The organism is Streptacidiphilus sp. PAMC 29251 (genome assembly GCF_054208735.2).
On the sequence record NZ_CM135725.2, the window covers coordinates 6,052,060 to 6,070,896 of the forward strand.

Sequence of the window (18,837 nt, forward strand, 5' to 3'; positions counted from 1 at the left end):
CTTGTGGCGGTCAGGCCGCCGGGCGCGGCGGTGGGGAGTGGACGGCCTCGAACAGGGCGGTGAAGGCGTCGCGCCAGGGCCAGTGCTCGGGCAGATGCACCGTCAATTTGGTGCGCGCGGTGCGCGCGAGCCGGGCCGGGACGTGGACCAGGTGGGCGCGCAGGGTCGCTGTGGTGGCCTTGGCGTGGAAGACCGAGGTCAGCGCACCGGCGGCCCGCAGCAGGTTGTGCGACATCGCCCACAGGGTCAGCCACGCGGCGTTGGCCTGGAAGTTCCCGGACGGCAGGTGGGCCAGAGGCCCGGACTTCCCGTCCGCGATCACCTGCTCCACCACGGCGTGCTGCCGGTGGTGCAGTTCCGCCTGCAGCACCGCGAAGGAGCTGTCGGTGAAGACGGGGTGGTAACGCCAGGCGGTGAACAACTCGCCCTGACCCTGGGCCACTTCGGCGTTCAATCGGCGGACCCGGCGCACGATCAGCCGGGCGGTGACGTGCTCGGACTTCCTTCGGCCGGTGAAGGCGGTGTAGGGGATCTCGGCGACCTCGGCGTCGGAGACCATCTCGCCGGTGTCGGGGTCGACGAAGGCGTCCGGGTAGCGGATCGCCGTCCAGGACTCCTGCGGGATGCGGGAGATCGCGCCCGCGATGGAGGGGTTCATGCCGGTGGTCAGGGAGAATCGGGCGCCGGCCGGCGGCAGGCGGCGACCACGTCGGCGGTGTAGAACTTGCTGTCCGCGCGGACCAGGCGGATCCCGGTGCCGCCGGTCTCCTTCGCTATGGCCAGGGCCTCGCTCACGAAGCTCTCGGCTCCGCGGACGTCGGCGGCCTTGCCGCGGCGCAGGCGGACCGCGCCGATCACGGGCCGGGCGATCGGGGTGGACAGGGTGGCCAGGATCGGGTGCAGGGTGCGCTGGCCCTTGAGGCGGCCGACCTGCGCGCCCTGCTTGGCGTGGCCGTACACGCGGCGGTGGGTGGGGTCGATGTCGATGAACATCAGTGTGTCGGCGCCGGGCAGCAGTGGGGTGCTGCGGGCCAGTCGGGCCAGGAAGTCGCGGTGAACGCGGTGGAGCTGGCGGTTGTGGCCGTGGGTGAAGGAGCGCAGGAAGGTGCCCAGGGTGGAGGGCGCGCGGACCGAGGTGAAGGCGCGGTCCATCGCGCCGTGCCGCAGCCGCGCCGCGTCGTCGATGCTGTCCGCGCCCGCGCACATCGCGCTGATCAGCGACATCACTTTGGCGGCCGGGTTGGCTCCGCCGCTGTTGTCGGCGCCCTCGATGCGGAGCGCGGACGCGGCCAGTTGCCGCAGGCCGGCCCGCTCGGCCAGCCGGACCAGCGACAGCAGCCCGGCATCGGCGATCAGGTTCGGCTCGTCGAAGACGGCGGAAACCGCTGTGGCGGCATGGCAGGATTGCATCTCGCGGATGTTCTCTCGTTCTGGCGACTTGGTTCTGTAGGAAGTCCCATCGTCCCAGGTCAGAGGGCATCCGCGTCGTTATGTCCAGGCCTCGGACAGGTCATTCATCGGTGGATTCGGGCTGAGCCCCGACCGGATCGGCGACATCGCACGAGCGGCACTCGTCCTCAACGGAATCTGGAAGTGATCACCGTTGAGAAAACGTCAGTGATAGGACACCGAGCGCAAAGAGTTCTTCCTCTGGAAGGGTCACGTCGTACCCGTACCTCGCCGCGACCACGCCGATGCACCGACCCATCAATGCCAACGAGGCTGTAACGTCCGCGGCAACTGCCGCGACGACAACCCCGGCCGTCACGCCCCCGCTGACGGTGGCCGAAACCTCGGCCCCTGTAACCGCCAGTGCAGTTGATCCGCCCTGTGCGGCGGCCACGACCGTGTAGCCGAATCTGGGCGGCAGCACCTTGTCGCAGGCTTCAAGGTCGAGCTTGCGAATATCCTCAAGCCTCGTTATGCCGGGGTGGCGACTCGCGTATTTCTGCACGACGCTGGATGCACGGACGCTGGCGAGGGCAGGTTGAAATGTGAGGGCCAATGCCCCGTCAAATGCCCGCTCAAGAAAGGCATCGACTCTATCCGCACCGGGAATTGCCGTGTATCCGCGACTGATGGCTTCTCCGGCTTTGCGTCCGGCGTCTCGAACCCAAGCCGGCAACTTCCTACGATCGGGTCGGTAGATCTCGTTAATACAGTTGTCCCAGGCCGCACTATCGTAAGGCGACATGTCCTCAGTCCTCATCTAATCTCCTCGTATTCGACCGAACAAGACCGGCGTTGCGCACGGTGATCCAACGACGTGCGACAGGAATAATGTTTCGCAGATTGCGATGTCCCGCACGCACTCGGTAAATTGGAGCTGATGCTCCGCCCCGATAGAGTAGCGAAATAGCCGCGTTTTCTGATCGGCTGGCGCGGTCGATCGGATTGTCCGACCTGCATGTCCATCGGGGTGCGCTAGCTAACGGGGGAGACGCTTGCGGGAACGGCGGTGTCTGATGATGTCCCGCCGCTCCCGTCTCCCTGTTTCTGATGATGCGCAGCTATCGATCGAGCGATACCCAGATACCGAAAGCCCGCTGGGCTTCCTTCGTCAATTCAGCGAGCTTGAGGAACTCGTCATCGATCATCTCCCAGTCGCAGATCGAACAACCGTCGATGAGCGCCGTCCAGGCCGCGACGAAATGGTCGAGGCAGTGGCGGATGTGCTCTTGGTAGGCGAGTACGTGACGGCCTTGGCGTTCGAGCCGCTTGGTCTCGATTTCGGCCTGGTCTTCGGGCATGTGTCGCACGAACGGCGATGGGATGGGCTGGGGGCCGCGGTCTGGATTGAGGATCCCGGTTCCACGATGGTGCAGCTCCGTGGTCTGGAGGATCAAGCTCTCGAAGTCGCTCCTGTCGGCAGTGGAGGCTTCTCGCGCGAAAGCTTCCAGGATCCAATCCCAGTCGGCCGCGCGTCGCGGTTCCGGGCCGTGCCAGGGCGTCATGCGCGCGTGGAGAGCGCGGACCTCGTCACCAGTTCTGCGCAGGCGGGAGGTCAGACGCTCCCAGTTGCGGCCCAGGCTGTCGACGCTCTCGCGGTCGTCTTCCTCGTGATCAGTGCTCATGGTCGAATCCCCCTCGCTCGACGCTCCCAGCGCACCGAAGCGTGCTGGGCGCGTGTGGTGCAGGTGCCCGCATTCCTGGGCGCTTGACGACAGAGTCAACTAGATTCCGTTGGCGCTGTCAACAGGATGTAACTTTGAGATCTGGCAATCTTGGTGTACGGTCTGGGCATGACCGGAGATAACGAGGTGCCCGATGCCACGGCGACCGCTGCGGAGATCGCACGGTTGGCGGGCGTGACGCGCGCTGCGGTGTCCAACTGGCGCAGGCGTCGCCCCGACTTCCCCGCGCCCGTCGGTGGCACCTCGGCCAGCCCTCTGTTCTCGCTCGCCCAGGTACAGCAGTGGCTGGAGGGACAGCGCGAAGGCCGAGAGGTCAGCGGTGAGGTCCAGCTCTGGCAGGCACTGCGCGGTGCCTACGGTGAGGAGATGGTCAGGGCGCTGGCTGCGGTCGGGGACTATCTCCTAGGCGGCCGAGTTGAGTTGACCGATAAAATGGCATGCGAGGCCGTCGGTGGACTGGTCGCCGAGCGGATGCCTACTGATGTGATGGACGGTTTGGTCGCCCGGTTGCTGGAGTCCACCGCGCGCGCCGCGTTGGACGGTGCCTCGACGTTGCGGCTGGCCAGCGCCGTGCGGGAATTCGCAGGTGAGACCTCAGGTGCCGTCTTCGACCCGGCGTGTGGCGTCGGCTCGCTCCTCGTCGCGGTGGGCGGCGACACGGTTGGGAGCAGGCTGGGGCAGGACACACACGCGGACGCGACGCGTTTGGCCCGGATACGCGCGGCCCTGGCCTCTCCCGGGGCAGGCGTGCCAGCTCAGATTGTGCCAGGCGACTCGTTGCGCACAGACGCCTTCCCTGACCTCCGCGCGGACCTGGTCGTGTGCGAGCCGCCAACGGCTGTGGCCGACTGGGGCAGAGAGCAGTTGCTCATCGATCCGCGCTGGGAGGCAGGTGTGCCATCGCGCGGGGAGAGTGAACTCGCCTGGCTTCAGCACTGCTACCACCACACGGCCCCCGGCGGACGGGCCGTGGTGGCCCTGCCGGCATCTGTCGCGCACCGCCGCTCCGGTCGCAGAATCCGGGCCGAGTTGGTGCGTCGCGGCTGCGTCACTGCAGTGGTAGCCCTGCCCCCCGGCCTCGCGGCCAGTCACGCACTGCCGCTGCACCTGTGGTTGCTAAGCCGTCCCGCTGATCCCGGCCCGGGGATTGGGACCGTGCGCATGATGGACCTGAGCGCCAACAGTTCTGATGGGCCCTGGCAGCCGCAGTCGCACCAGGTGACAGAGGTGCCGCTCATCGATCTGCTGAACGACGAAGTGGACCTCACCCCCAGCCGCTATGTCCGCGAGCCCGAACCCGACTACGTGGCGCAGTACGCCGCACTGCGCAAGGATCTCAACACCCGTCTGCACCGCCTGCGGGCACTGCTGCCGGAGCTACCTGCGCGAGGTGAGGCAGATGGCTTGGACGAGGGCGTCCCAATGGCGATGAGTGACCTGCTGGCGGCGGGTCTGGTGCGACTGGACGGCGACGAACTCGTATCCGTGAACGACCAGTTGGACCCTGACTATGTGCGTGGTTTTGCTGGCAGTGCGGCGAACGTCCGCCGTGGCACCTCATCTTCCGGTACGTTCCGAGCGGACCTGCGGACGGCGCGCCTGCCCCGTATGGACGTCGATCGGCAGCACCGCTACGGGGATGCCTTTCGCTTGTTGGGCGCGTTCGAGCACGAGCTAGCCGAACTCGCCAAGATGGGGGACCGGGCCGCGCGGCTCGCCCGCGACGGCCTCACCGGTGGCGCACTCGACCCGCCGCCGACTCGGGACAGCGGCAAAGCTGGGCGCGAGAGCACGACGACTGACAAAGACGACGCAGTGTGGCGAGAAAGCAGGGCGCTTTGAGTAAGAACCAGGAATTGGCCGACTTCATCTGGTCGGTGGCTGATCTGCTGCGCGGTGACTACAAGCGCTCGGAGTACGGCAGGGTCATCCTGCCGCTGACTGTGCTGCGCAGACTGGACTGCGTCATGGCCCCGACGCGCCAGGCGGTGTGGGACCGGGCCGCCTCCTACACCGGTGAGAACAAGAATGGGCTCTTGCTGGCGGCCTCCAAGCTCAAGTTCTACAACCTTTCCGAGCAGACCTTCGACACCATCAGCAACGACGCGGCCAATGTGGCGAAGAACCTCAAGGACTACATCCGGTGGTTCTCCTCGGAGGCCACCGAGATTATCAACCGCTACGAGTTCCAACTCCAGATCGACCGCCTGGACAACGCCGACCTGCTCTACCAAGTGGTACGGAAGTTCGCGGGCCTGGATCTGAGTTTCGAGGCCGTAGACAATCACGACATGGGTTACGTCTTTGAGGAGTTGATCCGTAAATTCGCCGACGCCTCCAACGAGACCGCAGGTGAGCACTTCACCCCGCGCGAGGTAATCGAGCTGATGGTCGAGCTGCTGCTCGCCCCGGACGACGACCGACTGACCGGGGAGGGCCAGGTCGTCAGAATCCTCGACCCAGCTTGCGGCACGGGCGGCATGCTCTCGGCAGCTGAGGAGCACATTCGGAAGCTGAACCCGGGCGTGCGTGTCAACCTGTTCGGGCAGGAGCTGAACGCCGAGTCGTACGCGATTTGTCGCTCCGACATGCTGCTGAAGGGCCATACGGCGGAAAACATCCGCTTCGGTAACTCTTTCAGCCAGGATGGCCACCAAGGCGAAACCTTCGGTTACATGCTTGCCAACCCGCCCTTCGGCGTGGAGTGGAAGAAGGTGGAGAAGTCTGTCCGGCAGGAGCATGAGGACCGGGGATACGACGGCCGATTCGGAGCCGGCCTGCCCCGGATCAACGACGGCTCACTGCTGTTCCTGCAGCACATGATGAGCAAGATGCAGCCACTCAAGAAGGACGCTGCGGGTGACGAGATCGGCGGCACCCGCCTCGGTGATTCACGAGCCCTTGGCGTGTGGTGACTGAGCGTCACCTGGATGCAGAGACGGTGCCCCTACCTGCAATGATGCGAGTTATCTAGAAACGTATCGTCGCGAGGTGGGGCACCGAATCCGTGGGGAAGAATACTGGACGTCTGACCGATCTGGCCATGTCGGCTGACAGGAGGCGGCAGGTCGGGCATGCGGGTGGGGTGCATCTGCAGGTGCTGGCCGAGCGGGCGGGGCTGGCAGGGGCGCTGACGCAGGCGATGCGGCGCCCGGGTTTCCGGCCGGGGCACGAGCGGGGGCGGGTGCTGGTGGACCTGGCCTGCGCGATCGTGCTGGGGGCGGTGGCGATCGGCGACATCGCGGTGCTGGAGCATCAGCGCGAGGTGATGGCGGGCGGCCCGGCGGTGGCGTCGCCGCCCACGGTGTGGCGGGTCCTGGACGAGGTTGGCGAGCTGCAGGTGCGCCGGGTCGCCCGGGCCCGGGCGACGGTGCGCCGGCAGGTGTGGTCCTGGCTGGAGAACCGGCCGCAGGGGTTCCCGTGGATCGTGGTGGACGGTGCGGCGCTGACCGGTTGGACGGTGATCGACTCCGATGCCACGCCGGTGGCCTGCGCCTCGGAGAAGGAGGGCGCGGCCGGGACGTACAAGAAGGGCGTCTACGGCCTGTGCCCCATGATCGCTTTCTGTGACAACACCGGGGAGATGCTCGCGCAGGAGCTGCGTCCCGGCGACGCGGGCTGCAACAGCGCCGAGGACAACATCGCCTGCTTCGCCGCCGCGGTCGAGCAGCTGCCCGCCGCCTACCGCCGCAAGATCTTGTTCCGGATCGACGGGGCCGGGTTCTCCCACGGGCTCCTGACGTGGATCGCGAAGGCCGGTGGCCGTCGCCACCCCTCCTTCACCTGGCAGTACTCGACCGGCTGGGCGTTCACCGACCGTGAGATGACGGCCGTGACGGCGCTGGACGAACTGGAGAAGCAGGAGCGCAAGCAGGGCCGTTCGGTGTGGCAGGCCGCCCTCGACGCCGACGGTGCCGCGCGTGAGGACGCGCAGGTCGCCGACATCACCGGACTGCTCGGCGACCTCTCGCTCTGGCCGCCCGGGCACCGGGTGATCGTGCGCCGCGAACCGCTGCACCCGCGCTACGTCAAGGACGCCTCACCCTACGAGCTCGAACACGGCATGCGGCTGCAGACGTTCGCGACCAACACTCCCGACCGTCAGGCCTCATGGCTCGATGCCCGCCACAGGACTCACGCCCGGGTCGAGGCGAAGATCCGCGACAGCAAGGACGCGGGCCTGAACCGGTTCCCCTCGCGCCACATGAAGGTCAACCAGGCGTGGCTGCTGGCCACCGCGCTGGCCTGCGACCTCCGCAACTGGCTCCAACTCCTCGGCTGTGAGGGCGAGATGGCCAAAGCCACCCCAAAGACCCTGCGCTTCCGCTTCCTGCACGTGCCCGCCGTGATCGTGCGCGGCCAGCGCAAACGCACCCTCAAGATCCCCAGAACCTGGCCCTGGGCGAACGCGGTCGTCCAGGCCTTCCGCCGCCTCATGGCCCTGCCCTACCCAACCTGACCTGGGCAAACCGCCCAGCAGAGCATCGAGAGGAGGCCGACCCGCAGTCCCCGGGCCCGTGGAACCCGGCGCCACCGACGCGACAGTCGACGCGCAGCCCTACCCGGCGAAGCCCGCCAGGCAGAGCAAAAGCGACAACCCGGGCACACGATCAACGGGCCGCTGCGGTGAAAGATTCAGGCCCGGCTGGCCATTGTCTTCAACGGCTCCCCGCTGTTCTCAGGTGGAGCGGGGTCGGGTGAGTCGGAGATCCGCAGGTGGATCATCGAGCATGACTACTTGGAGGCGATCATCGCCCTCCCAGATCAGCTCTTCTACAACACTGGTATCTCCACGTACTTCTGGATCGTCACTAACCGTAAGTCCGTCGACCGCAAGGGCCGCGTGATCCTGCTCGACGCCCGCGACCAATGGACCAAGATGCGCAAATCGCTCGGCGAGAAGCGCAAGAAGATTACCCGGGCGCAGATCGGAAGCATCTGCGCGACCTACCGCGACGCGCTGAGTATCGCCACCGACGAGACCCATTCGGACCACGGACGGGTGAAGATCTTCGCCAACCGGGACTTCGGATACCAGCGAATCACCGTAGACCGGCCGCTCAAGCTCCGTTTCGAGCTGAGCGAGGACACTCTTACCCAACTCCGCGCGTCGGTCGCCGTGAAGAAGGCAGCCGGAGGCGAGGCACCGGTCGAGCTGCTGCTCTCCGCACTCAAACCGCTGCTCGGCTCTCACTGGTCCACCAAAGCTGAGGCATGGGACGCCCTGCGCAAGGCAATGGTGACCGGGGGCGTTCTGTGGCCGTCTGCCACGCCCTTCCAGAAGGCAATGCGTGACGCTGTGGGCGTTACCGACCCGGAGGGCGAGGTTCAGCTCATCAAGGGCAAACCCGAGCCTGACGCCGACCTCCGCGACAACGAAAATATCCCGCTTGGTGAGGACATCGACGAGTACTTCGCCCGCAAGGTCCTCCCGCATGCGGCGGACGCCTGGGTTGCGGAGGTCAGAAACCTGAAGACGAAGGAGGTCGAGCGATTCAAGATCGGCTTCGAGATCCCCTTTACCCGTCACTTCTACGTCAGCGCACCATCGAAACCTCTAGAAGAGATCGATGAAGAGCTGAAGTCGCTGGAGGCCGAGATTCAGGCGCTTCTAGGGGAGGTGACAAGGTGACTGAATTTCGAATCAAGGATGTTGCTCGGATCAATTCCCGAGTTCTACCGGAGGGAACCGATGCAGAATTTCGGTTTCGTTATATTGACATCAGTTCGGTAGACGGGCTGGGAAACGTATCAATCCCAGATGAAGATGTTACATTCGGCAATGCGCCGTCCCGTGCCAGGCGACTCGCGCCTGTCGGGTCCGTCATTGTCTCAACTGTGCGGACCTACCTTAAGGCAATCGCGTCAGTTCCCGAAAGCGATGACCCGCTGGTCTTCTCCACCGGGTTCGCAGTCCTGGAGGCCAAGGGGGGAGTGGATTGGAGGTATCTGGCGTACTACTGCCGTTCACGACCATTCATTGATGCCGTGGTGGCGCGCTCTGTGGGTGTCAGTTACCCTGCCATCAGCCCGAGCGAAGTGGGTGATCTCCCCGTTTCGCTCCCAGAGCTGGAAGAGCAGCGTCGGATCGCTGAATTTCTCGACGCCGAAACTGCTCGAATTGATCAACTTGTGGCGAAGCGTAGCAAGATGCGCGGTCTATTGGCGCTTAGGCGGGAGCGGATCGTCGAGACGGTGCTGGGCCTTGAGCCAGAAGGCCGCCAAAGCCTGACTCCGCTAAAGTACTTGGCGGCAAAAGTGACCGTTGGCATCGTTGTCACACCGGCCAAGTGGTATGTCGACGCAGGCGGAGTCCCAGCTCTGCGTGGACTGAATGTCAAGCCAGGGCGCATCGATATTGAAAACCTCGTGTCGATCAGCGCCGAGGGGAATGCAGGGAACATCAAGTCGCGGCTCAGCGCTGGTGATGTAGTAATTGTTCGCACGGGCCAGGCTGGGGCTGCGGCCGTCGTACCCCAGCAATTGGATGGTGCCAACTGCATCGATCTGATCCTTGTGCGCCCAGGGAAGAAAATTAGCTCTAAGTATTTGCAATATGTCCTTAACTCGAATTACCTTCGAGCGCAAGTTGCGGAAAATTCCGTTGGAAGTATTCAAGCTCATTTCAATGTTGGATCGATGAAGCAGGTGCCTATCCCGTCGATCCCTCTCGCGGAACAGGAAAGGATCGTTGCCGCGCTGGACGAAAAGGCTGGCGCGTTGGACTTGCTGGAACAAAAGTTGAACGAGCAGGAAGAATTGCTCGCCTATCGACGCCAGTCGCTGATCACTGCTGCGGTCACCGGTCAGCTCGACGTCACCACCGCTCGCACGCACAACGATCTCTGAGGGGCATTCAGATGGACGACGTCCGAGTGTACACCGAGAAGGCATTCGAGGACGCTGTGGAGGCGGCGCTGCTGCGCAGCGCTTGGCAGCGCGGGCTCGCGAATACCTATGACCGCGCACTCGGGATCGACACGTCCGAGTTGGCCATATTCCTCAGGGCGTCGCAGAACGACGCGTGGCTGGCGCTTAAGGCGGCCTACGGGGAGGTGGAGGAGCAGGCCATCGGCAGGTTCGCGAAGCGGGTGGCGCGGGAGATCGACTCACGCGGGCTGCTGGACGTGCTGCGACGGGGCGTCAACGACCGAAACGTGAAATTCCAGCTTGCGTACTTCCGTCCCGCACACACCCTCGCTGCCGACGCTCTTGCCGGGTACGACGCCAATCGGCTCACCTTCGTGCGCCAGTTCCACTACTCGGCCTCCCGCCCGGCCGACACCCTCGACATGGCGTTCTTCCTCAACGGACTGCCCGTCGCCTCCGTGGAGTTGAAGAACGGGCTGACCGGCCAGACCGTCGAGGACGCCAAGCGGCAGTACCGGCGCGACCGAGACCCGAAGGAACTGTTCTTCGCCAAGCGCAGCCTTGCCCACTTCGCGGTCGACCCGACGCTCGCCTTCCTGACGACCCGCCTGGCCGGGGATGCAACGCGCTTTCTTCCCCTCAACACCGGCTCCGGCGGTCCCGGCCAGATCGGCGGAGCGGGGAACATCCCGGCCCCCACCGACGGGACGTACTCCACTTCCTATCTCTTTGACGAGGTGTGGGTGCGGGACAACTGGCTGGAGCTGCTGCAGCGGTTCCTGCACGTGGAGGACGCCGCCGCGAAGGCAGGGCGGGCGCCGTCGCACAAGCCCGGCAGCGCGCATACGCAGCCGTTGATCTTCCCGCGATTCCACCAGTGGGACGCCGTGCGCAAGCTCATCGCACACGCCGCTCGCCACGGCGCGGGGGAGAACTACCTGATCCAGCACTCCGCTGGCTCGGGCAAGTCCAACACCATCGCCTGGCTGGCGCACCACCTGTCGAGCCTGCACACCTCCCACGACCCCGGGCTGATCGCGCCCGCCGCACTCGCCTCCGGCCTGGGGGCGAACGAGTTGGTCTTCGACAAAGTGATCGTGATCACCGACCGCCGAGTGCTGGACAAGCAGCTTCAGGACACCATCTTCCAGTTTGACCACAAGGCCGGCGTGGTCGTACGGATCGACGAGAGCTCCCAGCAGCTCGCGGACGCGCTGACCGGGCCGACCGCCCGGATCGTCATCACCACGGTGCAGAAGTTCCCCTTCGTCCTGGACAAGGTCGCGGGGCTGGGTGGGCAGCACTACGCGGTGATCATCGATGAGGCGCACTCCTCCCAGGGTGGGGAGAGCGCGGCGGCGCTGAAGAAGGCGTTGGGACGCCTCGGCTCGGATGCGGTAGACGAGGACGGTGACCCCCTGACGGCTGCAGCTCTGGCCCGTGGCAAGCAGCCGAACCTGTCCTTCTTCGCGTTCACAGCCACCCCTAAGGCGAAGACGATTGACCTCTTCGGCTCCCCCTACCCCAACCCCGGCTCAGGGGAGCCGGAGAAGGGACCGTTCCACGTCTACTCGATGCGGCAGGCCATCGAGGAGGGCTTCATCCTCGACGTGCTCGGTAACTACATCACCTACGCCACCTACTTCAAGCTCCAGGAGGCCGCCGCTGACGAGGCGGAACAGCAGGTGGACCCGCGCAAGGCCCGTTCGAAGCTGGTCAGGGCCGCGCTGATGTCGGAGGCATCGATGGCATCCCGCGCGAAGATCATCGTCGATCACTTCCGTTCGCATTCCAGCCCGCGCCTCGGTGGCCGGGCCAAGGCGATGGTGGTTACCTCCGGCCGCGAGCACGCCGTGCGGCTCTACCAGGCCATGCGTGCCTACATCGACCAGCGCGGCTTCACCGACTGCGGCACCCTGGTCGCGTTCTCTGGGGCGCTGACCCTCGACGGGATCGAGTACACCGAGCCCAAACTCAACGGCTTCCCCGAGCGCGAACTGCCGACCCGCTTCGGCTACACCCGCGCGGACGACCCGAACCCGCCCTCTGTCCCCAAGCCCGAGCACCGCATCCTCGTCGTCGCCGAAAAGTACCAGACCGGCTTCGACCAGCCACTGCTGACCACCATGTATGTGGACAAGATCCTTGTGAAACTGGCGGCGGTGCAGACCCTGTCCCGGCTCAACCGCACTCACCCGCTCAAGACCACCGAGGATTTGTTCATCCTCGACTTCGCCAACCGGCCCGAAGACATCGAGCAGGCATTCCAGCAGTACTACGAGGCATCGGTCAACGAACCCACCGACCCCAACCTGCTGTTCGACCGCGAACGCGAAGTGATGGCCTACCAGCTCCTGGTGGAAGCCGAGATGGACGCCTTCGTCACCGCGTACTTCGCCGCCTTCCAAGGCGGCAAGGCGACCGACACCGCCGTCATGAAGGCCCACGCCCGCCTCTATGGATACCTCCAGCCCGCCCTGGACCGCTTCAACGCCCTCAACGCCACTGAGCCCGACACTGCCGCCGAGTTCCGCCGCGCCCTTGACTCCTACACCAAGGCGTATGGCTGGCTCTCCCACGTCATCGGCTTTGAGAACCTGGAACTGGAAAGGCTCTACCAATACGGACGCTTCCTGCTGCGCCGCCTGCCCGCGCCCGTTCGCAGCGCCGGTGCAGACATCGGGGCCGCCGTCCCGAGCCATATGCGCATCGCCCAGACCGGCACCCCCGAACTGCGCCTGGAGGCAGCCGGCGCGCAGGTGCTGCCGGGCCTGGTTCCCGAAGCGGGCGGGGTAGTGGCCGAGGGGGAAGAGATGTCGCTGGCCGAGGTGATCCAGTCCGTCAACGACGAGTACGGCACGGGACTGTCCACCGCCGACCAGATCCTGCTCGGCCAGCTGGTGGTCGCCGTCAGCGAGGACCCCGAACTACGGGCCATCGCTCTGCACCAGGACCAGGACGTCTTCGGCGGGGAACTGGAGAAGGACCTCGACCGGATCGTCATTGACCAGGCGGCGTCCAACGACGCCCTGATGGTCCGCTACTTCGACGACGCCGACGTCAACCGCCTGTTCAAGCAGGTCGCGACCCAGCAGGCGTACCAGCTCATCCGCCGCCCGGTGCGGCGCGAGGCCGAGCGTCGGGTCACCGAGCAGCGAGCTGCCGAACTGAAGTCCACCGGAAGCCGCCGGGCGGAGCCACCGACAGCATAGCCTGTGCTCCACAGAACGTCAGATGAGGGGTTAGGCGGGGCAGTTGTGCGCCGCCCATGCAGAGAGGGTCCTCGCATGGTGCAGGGCGCGCCGAACTTCGACGCCGACGTACCCGCCCGCCTAATCGCGGGTCGGTACCGGCTGCACACGCCCATCGGCGCGGGCGGCATGGGCGAAGTCTGGCAGGCGTACGACGAACGCCTGGACCGCCGGGTGGCAGTGAAGATGATGCTGGCCGAGAGCCCTGCTTCACCCGGCTTCCAGGGCGCGGCCTTCGAAGAGACCCTGCAGACCCGCCGAGCCCGGTTCCTGCGCGAGATCCAGATCACCGCCAGCCTCGATCACCTCGGTGTTCCTGCTGTCTACGACACTGGTACCGATGACGCGAGTGGACGGCTGTTCGTCGTCATGCAGCTCCTGCAGGGCCGCGAGCTGCAGACTTTTATCGACGAAACCGACTACGACAGCGAGACGGTGCCCGTCTCGTGGGCTGCGGCCGTCGGGGCCCAGATCGCCTCCGTCCTCGACACCGTGCACCACCACGACGTCGTCCACCGCGACATCAAACCTGCCAACCTGATGATCACCCCCGGAGGTGTGGTCAAAGTCCTCGACTTCGGAGTCGCCGCCCTACGCGGAGTAGGTAGCCTGTCCCGGCTCACGCAGGTCGGCATGACCGTGGGCACTCCCCCCTACATGTCACCCGAGCAGAGCTTGGCCAACGCCGTCGGTCCTGCTGCGGACATTTACGCTCTCGCCTGCGTTCTCCACGAGCTCCTCACCGGAAAGCCACCCTTCACTCCCGACGACAGCCGCTCCCACATGTGGCACCACGTCCATACCCCGCCACCCCCCATCCGCTCCCTGCGACCGGACGTGCCGGCTGACATCGAGAAGCTGTTGCTGGCGATGCTCACGAAGGAATCTGAGCAGCGTATGGGCGCAATGGAGGTCTATGACGCACTCCTGCCCTTCGTTCTCGCCACCACCGGAACCCAGGCCGCAACCGACGACGACCTCAACCCCAGCCTGCCTTTCCTGCGACCCTTCGGGGGTCGGGCGCGCAGCAGCAGCGCCACCGCCACCTACACGCCTGCCTTGGTGGTTCCTTCGCCCCTTTCGCTCCATCCGGTGGTTGCAGACCAAGGACAACCGTCAGGCCCTATTGCACTGACCGAGCAGGAGGCGGACGTAGTCTCCGAACGCGCATCGAGCCTGGCTCGGGAAGGTCAGTTCACCCAAGCCGCTGACGTTCTAACGGAGGCGATTATGAGAGCTGCTGATCTGGAACTCAGGGAAGGAATGTGGTTCAGTCTCGCACAGGTGAAGTTCCTGGCTGGCAGCCACCGCGAAGCGCTCGGACTGTTCGAGCCGCTCGCCCGCGACTATACCGAACGCTACGGTGCCCAAGACGAGCAAGCCCAGCTGTGCTGGTACTACACCGCGCAGTGCCGGATGGAGCTCGGCGACGCCACCGCTGCTATTCAAGCTTTCGATCATGTCACTGAGATCACGCCGAACCCAGACGACGCTGACGCCGTCAGCCGCCATCTGGATGCCCTGGCGCGACTCACGAGTCTGTATGCAGCGGCGGAAAGCCTCCCGCAGGCGCTGGACGTCGGCGACCGGCTCCGGTCGGAGACTTCCCGCCTACGGGGAAGCGATTGGCCAGGTCTCGCGCAGATCGACGCCTATCTCCTCCGTCTTCGCCAGGACCTGGGCTGATTGTCGGCGGCCGTGACGTCCTTCCGTCTCCGCCGGGGCTAACTTGTAGGGCAGTGACAACGCCCTTTTGGCGGCCTGGTACCTCGTAGGTGTGACCGTGTGCGGCCGGAGTGCGGCCGGACGCCTTTGGACGAGGTAACACAGGGTGTCACGGACGAACTGTCCGAATGTGCTCTGATCAGGTAAAACAGCACTAGGCGACACGAGCTGGAACCAGCCGTCATGAACCCCAATGGTCTCGTAATGCGTAGGTCTCGGGTTCGAATCCCGAAGGCGGCCCTGCAGAAGCCCAGGACTCACTCGCCGTGACCTGGGCTTTTGTCTTTTTCGGCAACGAAACCACGGGGGCGGTTTTGAATGTCCTGAACGGGGCCGACAACGGCCTTGCACCGACCGGGATCGCCCATCGGGCACTCGGCGAGATGTTCGACGGCGGCGCTCCGGAACTGCGCCGGATCGCGGCTGAACTCTCGATACTGGGCGCGAAGATGGACGATCTCGGCAAGGAGATCGCGACCGCGCTCGGACGACTCAGCTGGCATGGAACGGCGTCGGACGCCTTCGTCGGCCACGCGCGCACCCGGGTGCGCGAACTCACCTCGGTCGCCGACAGCCTCGACGGCCTCGGCCGGTCGGTCGAACGCCTGGCCGACAGCTGCTGAGTCGGCACGGCTGCTGAGTCAGCACAAAGCTCGTACAGCAAGGGGATCGAACCGTATGACCAGCAGGGAATTCGGTGTTCAACTGCACGAACTGACCGAGGTCCAGCATGGCTGGCGCTCCGTCAGCGAACGTATGGCCGAGATGAGCAAGGATCTGGGCCGGATCCGGACCGTCCTGGCAAGAGCCGCCGCAACCGACCTGCGGGCCGGCCCGCTGGCCGGGTCGCCGGGCTTCGGGGCGGCGCTGGCGGTGGCCAGGGAGGTCAAGCAGATCGAGTCGCAGGTCGCGAGCCTGCTCGCGACCAAGGTGAGGCTGACCGAGGACATCGCCCAGGACGCGGGCAAGATCAAGGCGGTGGTGGCCGAGTACCAGGCCATCGACCACGAGGTCGCCGAGGGGCTGCGGAAGATCACCCCGGAGTCGGCGGGCGGCGGCAGCACCGCGCTCGCCGGCTGGGGGAGCGCCACGGCGGGGGGTGGAGGCGGCGGCGGTAGTGGTGGTGGCAGCAACGGCGGCGGCTACTCCGGGGGCGGCTCCAGCAACAGCGGCTACTCCGGCGGCAGCTCCTCCGGCGTCGGCTACGCGGGTGGTGGCTACTCGGGTGGCGGTTCGAGCGGTGGTGGTGGCGGCGCGGGCGGCGGCGGAATCCTCAAGGACGGGGGCGTCGGTGACTGGCAGACGCAGACCGACAGCCGCGGCTGGGACGGCTGGTCCAGCGGTGGGCGGCAGCATCCGCGGAACGGCGAGGGCGGCGGTGTCGTGGACGAACCCCGGCTCGACGGGGTCTCGGCCGAGCGCAGGGGCATCGTCGACCGGGCTCTGGAGCGGGCCCAGCACCGGCTCGGCTACAGCCAGTCGTCCGTCACCAACGGCTACCGGGTCGACTGCTCGGGCCTGGTCTCGGACGCCTGGGGGCTGCCGGGGCCGGGGCTGGACACCTATGGGCTGATGAGCCCCGATGTCTCGCACCGGATCAGCAAGGACGACCTGCAACCGGGCGACGCGATGATCGCGGGCGACCACACCCTGATCTTCGGCGGCTGGGCCGATGCCGCGCACACCCAGTACATCGGCATCGAGGACAGCGGCTCCCAGGGCTGCATCTCCCACGTCATCCCATACCCGTACTACTCCGGCTCCGGGCCCTACTACCCCTATCGCAGAAACGGCGTCGGCTAAGCGGGTCCACCCCCCGGGGCCGCCCCGCCTCAGTCGGCCGCCCCGCCTCAGCCGGCTGACGCGATGACGATGATCAGGAAGACCAGCACGGCCAGCACGATCAGGACCGTACGCGTGGTGTGCGACTCCTTGGTCACGTTGGTCGGATCGGTCGAGCCGTTGATCGCCGCGCCCTGGACCACCCCGGGCGCCGCGGCCTGGTTGAAGTCGTCGTGGCCGGTGCGCCCGGCCCGTTCGCACCAGGGGCAGCCGACCAGGTGGGAACCGTAGCTGTGCCGCGGCCTGACCCGGCAGACCTGGACCCGGGAGCGCTCCGCGTCCAGCGCGCGCAGCCAGTCCTCGGCCGAGGGGCGGGCGGCCGGGTCGGTGACGCCCGGGCCGAACGCGGTCCGGGCCAGCCGCAGCAGTTCAGGAGGGAGGACGGTGGGGTCGATCACCCCGCGCGGCACGATGATCCGCTCGGGGCGGACCACGTAGGAGCAGCTCGCGGCGATGTTGTCCTTGACCGTGGACTGGGAGTCGCTGTCGTGCGGCACCCCGCCGAAGGGGTGGTTGCCGACCGTCAGCAACTGGTAGATGAGCACCGCCAGCGCGAAGTTGTCGCTGCCCTCGGTGGCCGGGCCGCCCTTCTGGCGTTCGGGGGCGCAGTAGTCGGCGGTCTGCATCAGACACGGGAAGTACTCGCCGGTGCCGGGGTCGGTGAAGGCGATGGAGTCGCAGTCCAGAAAGGTGACGAAGCCATTGCCGTCCACCACCACGTTGTTGCTGGAGAAGTCGCCGACGACCAGGTTCTCGTGGTGCATCCGCGCGGTCATAAAGGCCAGGTTCCAGCTCACGCCGAGCAGGAACCGCCAGTCGACGCGCTCCGGGAACAGCCGCAGCCGCTGCGAGCGGGTGAACAGACCGACCAGTCGTACGTGCTGCGGCTCGCCGAACCGGTGCATGGCATAGCCGAGGAACTCGCCGCCGGGGCCGCGGGCCGGGGCGGTGGGCCAGGCCAGCTCGGACGGCTGGGAGCTATCGGTGGGACGGCCGCCGAGCGGGGTCATCCGCACCATCCGCTCCAGCCTGCGCTCCTGCTCCGGGCCGGGCTGGTCGCGGTAGAGCTTGACCACGATGTCGTCGTCGCCGACCACGGTGTAGACGGCCGCCTCGCCGCCGCTCTTCAACGGCAGTGCGGCCAGCTCGATCTGGCGGGTGTTCAGCAGGATCCTCTGCCCGGTCATCGGCGAACCGCCCTCAGCAGTGTCTTGTCATCGGCATTGACGGCGGTCAGCCGGTCCGAGCGGAGCAGCACGGCCAGTGCCTGGTGGTCCTCCTCGGGATCCGCGCCCGGGTGGTCCAGGGTGCGCAGCACCGACTTCACAAAGGACTCCTTGGGCCGTCGGGGCTGACCGTCCGTCCAGGACAGGGCGACCTGGGCCAGGCCGTCCGTGGACAGCAGCACACCGTCCACACCCGGGTCGTTCACACAGGCGGTGCTGAGTCGGCGCTCGGCGTCGGCCGAGGTCAGGAACACCGTCTCATTGCTGTACTCGCTGACCGCCGGGGGCTGCGGCAGCAGATGGAACTGCGGCACGCCGTCCACCGTGCCGGACCTGAGCACGGCGAAGCCGTCGCCGACGCTGAGGTGGCCGATCCAGGTCGGGGTGAGCACCACCACGGTCAGCGTGGTGGCGAAGTCGTCGGCGTCCTTGCCGGTGCGCCGCAGGAACTCCTCACGGACGTCCAGGAAGGCCTCCCGCAGCGAGGCGTTCACCCCGGCCGTGGTCCGCGGCCAGGCGGTGGCGCGGCGGGCGAAGTACCCCACCGCCAGCTCCACCGCGAGCACCGAGCCCTCGTCCGAGCGCGGCCGGCTGCCCGCGCCGTCGGCCACCGCGAGCACCGTCACCGACGCCTGCGGCGGCCCGGAGACCCCGTACAGATGGGCGTCCTGGCACGGGATGCCGGACCGCCGGTGCCGGTAGCCCTCGACGCTGACGCCGTGGATCCGCCACTCGCCGGAGCGGCGCCCGGTGGTCAGCGCCACCGTTTCCTCGTCCATCGCTTCGCCC

The 18,837-nt window shown here is 66.5% G+C and carries 13 protein-coding genes and 2 pseudogenes; 9 read left to right on the top strand and 6 right to left on the bottom strand.

All coding sequences use genetic code 11. The features are described from left to right. Positions 1-10: 10 nt before the first annotated feature. The 4 genes from ACXKR8_RS28875 to ACXKR8_RS28890 all read right to left on the bottom strand — a co-directional run bounded on the left by ACXKR8_RS28875 (position 11) and on the right by ACXKR8_RS28890 (position 3,074). A complete protein-coding gene (locus ACXKR8_RS28875; protein ID WP_462099899.1) occupies positions 11-658 on the bottom strand; it encodes a transposase in 648 nt (215 codons plus the stop codon). An 8-nt stretch (positions 659-666) separates the two neighbouring features. Then, entirely contained in the window at positions 667-1,410 is a 744-nt protein-coding gene (locus tag ACXKR8_RS28880) for a transposase (protein WP_462099900.1), read from the bottom strand. 187 nt (positions 1,411-1,597) lie between these two features. Continuing rightward, entirely contained in the window at positions 1,598-2,209 is a 612-nt protein-coding gene (locus ACXKR8_RS28885; RefSeq protein ID WP_458267503.1) for an EcsC family protein, read from the bottom strand. 301 nt (positions 2,210-2,510) lie between these two features. Next, entirely contained in the window at positions 2,511-3,074 is a 564-nt protein-coding gene (locus tag ACXKR8_RS28890) for a hypothetical protein (RefSeq protein WP_458267504.1), read from the bottom strand. 168 nt (positions 3,075-3,242) lie between these two features. On the opposite strand from ACXKR8_RS28890, the gene ACXKR8_RS28895 reads away from it, so the two are divergent. The 9 genes and pseudogenes from ACXKR8_RS28895 to ACXKR8_RS28935 all read left to right on the top strand — a co-directional run bounded on the left by ACXKR8_RS28895 (position 3,243) and on the right by ACXKR8_RS28935 (position 16,783). Next, positions 3,243-4,976 (top strand): N-6 DNA methylase, encoded by a 1,734-nt coding sequence (locus ACXKR8_RS28895; RefSeq protein WP_458267505.1) that lies wholly within the window; start codon positions 3,243-3,245, stop codon positions 4,974-4,976. Continuing rightward, positions 4,973-6,019 (top strand): annotated as a pseudogene (locus ACXKR8_RS28900) (type I restriction-modification system subunit M); the annotation flags it as partial. The gene ACXKR8_RS28895 and the pseudogene ACXKR8_RS28900, both read left to right, overlap by 4 nt. A 158-nt stretch (positions 6,020-6,177) precedes the next feature. Further along, positions 6,178-7,593 (top strand): IS1380 family transposase, encoded by a 1,416-nt coding sequence (locus tag ACXKR8_RS28905; protein ID WP_458267506.1) that lies wholly within the window; start codon positions 6,178-6,180, stop codon positions 7,591-7,593. Between the two features lie 180 nt (positions 7,594-7,773). After that, positions 7,774-8,766: pseudogene (locus ACXKR8_RS28910) on the top strand (HsdM family class I SAM-dependent methyltransferase); the annotation flags it as partial. After that, positions 8,763-9,983, top strand: coding sequence for a restriction endonuclease subunit S (locus tag ACXKR8_RS28915; protein ID WP_458267507.1), 1,221 nt, complete (start codon positions 8,763-8,765; stop codon positions 9,981-9,983). The pseudogene ACXKR8_RS28910 and the gene ACXKR8_RS28915, both read left to right, overlap by 4 nt. An 11-nt stretch (positions 9,984-9,994) precedes the next feature. Then, on the top strand, positions 9,995-13,216 hold the full coding sequence (locus tag ACXKR8_RS28920; RefSeq protein ID WP_458267508.1) for a type I restriction endonuclease subunit R: 3,222 nt from the start codon (positions 9,995-9,997) through the stop codon (positions 13,214-13,216). A 75-nt stretch (positions 13,217-13,291) separates the two neighbouring features. Continuing rightward, a complete protein-coding gene (locus ACXKR8_RS28925; RefSeq protein WP_458267509.1) occupies positions 13,292-14,941 on the top strand; it encodes a protein kinase domain-containing protein in 1,650 nt (549 codons plus the stop codon). Between the two features lie 305 nt (positions 14,942-15,246). Beyond that, a complete protein-coding gene (locus ACXKR8_RS28930; RefSeq protein WP_458267510.1) occupies positions 15,247-15,603 on the top strand; it encodes a WXG100 family type VII secretion target in 357 nt (118 codons plus the stop codon). A 55-nt stretch (positions 15,604-15,658) separates the two neighbouring features. Beyond that, a complete protein-coding gene (locus ACXKR8_RS28935) occupies positions 15,659-16,783 on the top strand; it encodes a hypothetical protein (RefSeq protein WP_458267511.1) in 1,125 nt (374 codons plus the stop codon). A gap of 47 nt (positions 16,784-16,830) precedes the next feature. Here ACXKR8_RS28935 and ACXKR8_RS28940 read toward each other — a convergent pair whose 3' ends face one another. Together ACXKR8_RS28940 and ACXKR8_RS28945 are read right to left on the bottom strand one after the other, a co-directional pair. Further along, positions 16,831-18,009, bottom strand: coding sequence for a hypothetical protein (locus tag ACXKR8_RS28940; RefSeq protein ID WP_458267512.1), 1,179 nt, complete (start codon positions 18,007-18,009; stop codon positions 16,831-16,833). Further along, entirely contained in the window at positions 18,006-18,827 is an 822-nt protein-coding gene (locus ACXKR8_RS28945) for a PP2C family serine/threonine-protein phosphatase (RefSeq protein WP_458267513.1), read from the bottom strand. Before ACXKR8_RS28945 ends, ACXKR8_RS28940 begins: the two co-directional genes overlap by 4 nt. Between the last annotated feature and the right edge of the window lie 10 nt (positions 18,828-18,837).

What these genes read in the sequence shown, in the direction of transcription:
- ACXKR8_RS28875 (WP_462099899.1), bottom strand. Translation starts at nt 658, where the DNA reads ATGAACCCCTCCATCGCGGGCGCGATCTCCCGCATCCCGCAGGAGTCC.
- ACXKR8_RS28880 (WP_462099900.1), bottom strand. Translation starts at nt 1,410, where the DNA reads ATGCAATCCTGCCATGCCGCCACAGCGGTTTCCGCCGTCTTCGACGAG.
- ACXKR8_RS28885 (WP_458267503.1), bottom strand. Translation starts at nt 2,209, where the DNA reads ATGAGGACTGAGGACATGTCGCCTTACGATAGTGCGGCCTGGGACAAC.
- ACXKR8_RS28890 (WP_458267504.1), bottom strand. Translation starts at nt 3,074, where the DNA reads ATGAGCACTGATCACGAGGAAGACGACCGCGAGAGCGTCGACAGCCTG.
- ACXKR8_RS28895 (WP_458267505.1), top strand. Translation starts at nt 3,243, where the DNA reads ATGACCGGAGATAACGAGGTGCCCGATGCCACGGCGACCGCTGCGGAG.
- ACXKR8_RS28905 (WP_458267506.1), top strand. Translation starts at nt 6,178, where the DNA reads ATGTCGGCTGACAGGAGGCGGCAGGTCGGGCATGCGGGTGGGGTGCAT.
- ACXKR8_RS28920 (WP_458267508.1), top strand. Translation starts at nt 9,995, where the DNA reads ATGGACGACGTCCGAGTGTACACCGAGAAGGCATTCGAGGACGCTGTG.
- ACXKR8_RS28925 (WP_458267509.1), top strand. Translation starts at nt 13,292, where the DNA reads ATGGTGCAGGGCGCGCCGAACTTCGACGCCGACGTACCCGCCCGCCTA.
- ACXKR8_RS28935 (WP_458267511.1), top strand. Translation starts at nt 15,659, where the DNA reads ATGACCAGCAGGGAATTCGGTGTTCAACTGCACGAACTGACCGAGGTC.
- ACXKR8_RS28940 (WP_458267512.1), bottom strand. Translation starts at nt 18,009, where the DNA reads ATGACCGGGCAGAGGATCCTGCTGAACACCCGCCAGATCGAGCTGGCC.
- ACXKR8_RS28945 (WP_458267513.1), bottom strand. Translation starts at nt 18,827, where the DNA reads ATGGACGAGGAAACGGTGGCGCTGACCACCGGGCGCCGCTCCGGCGAG.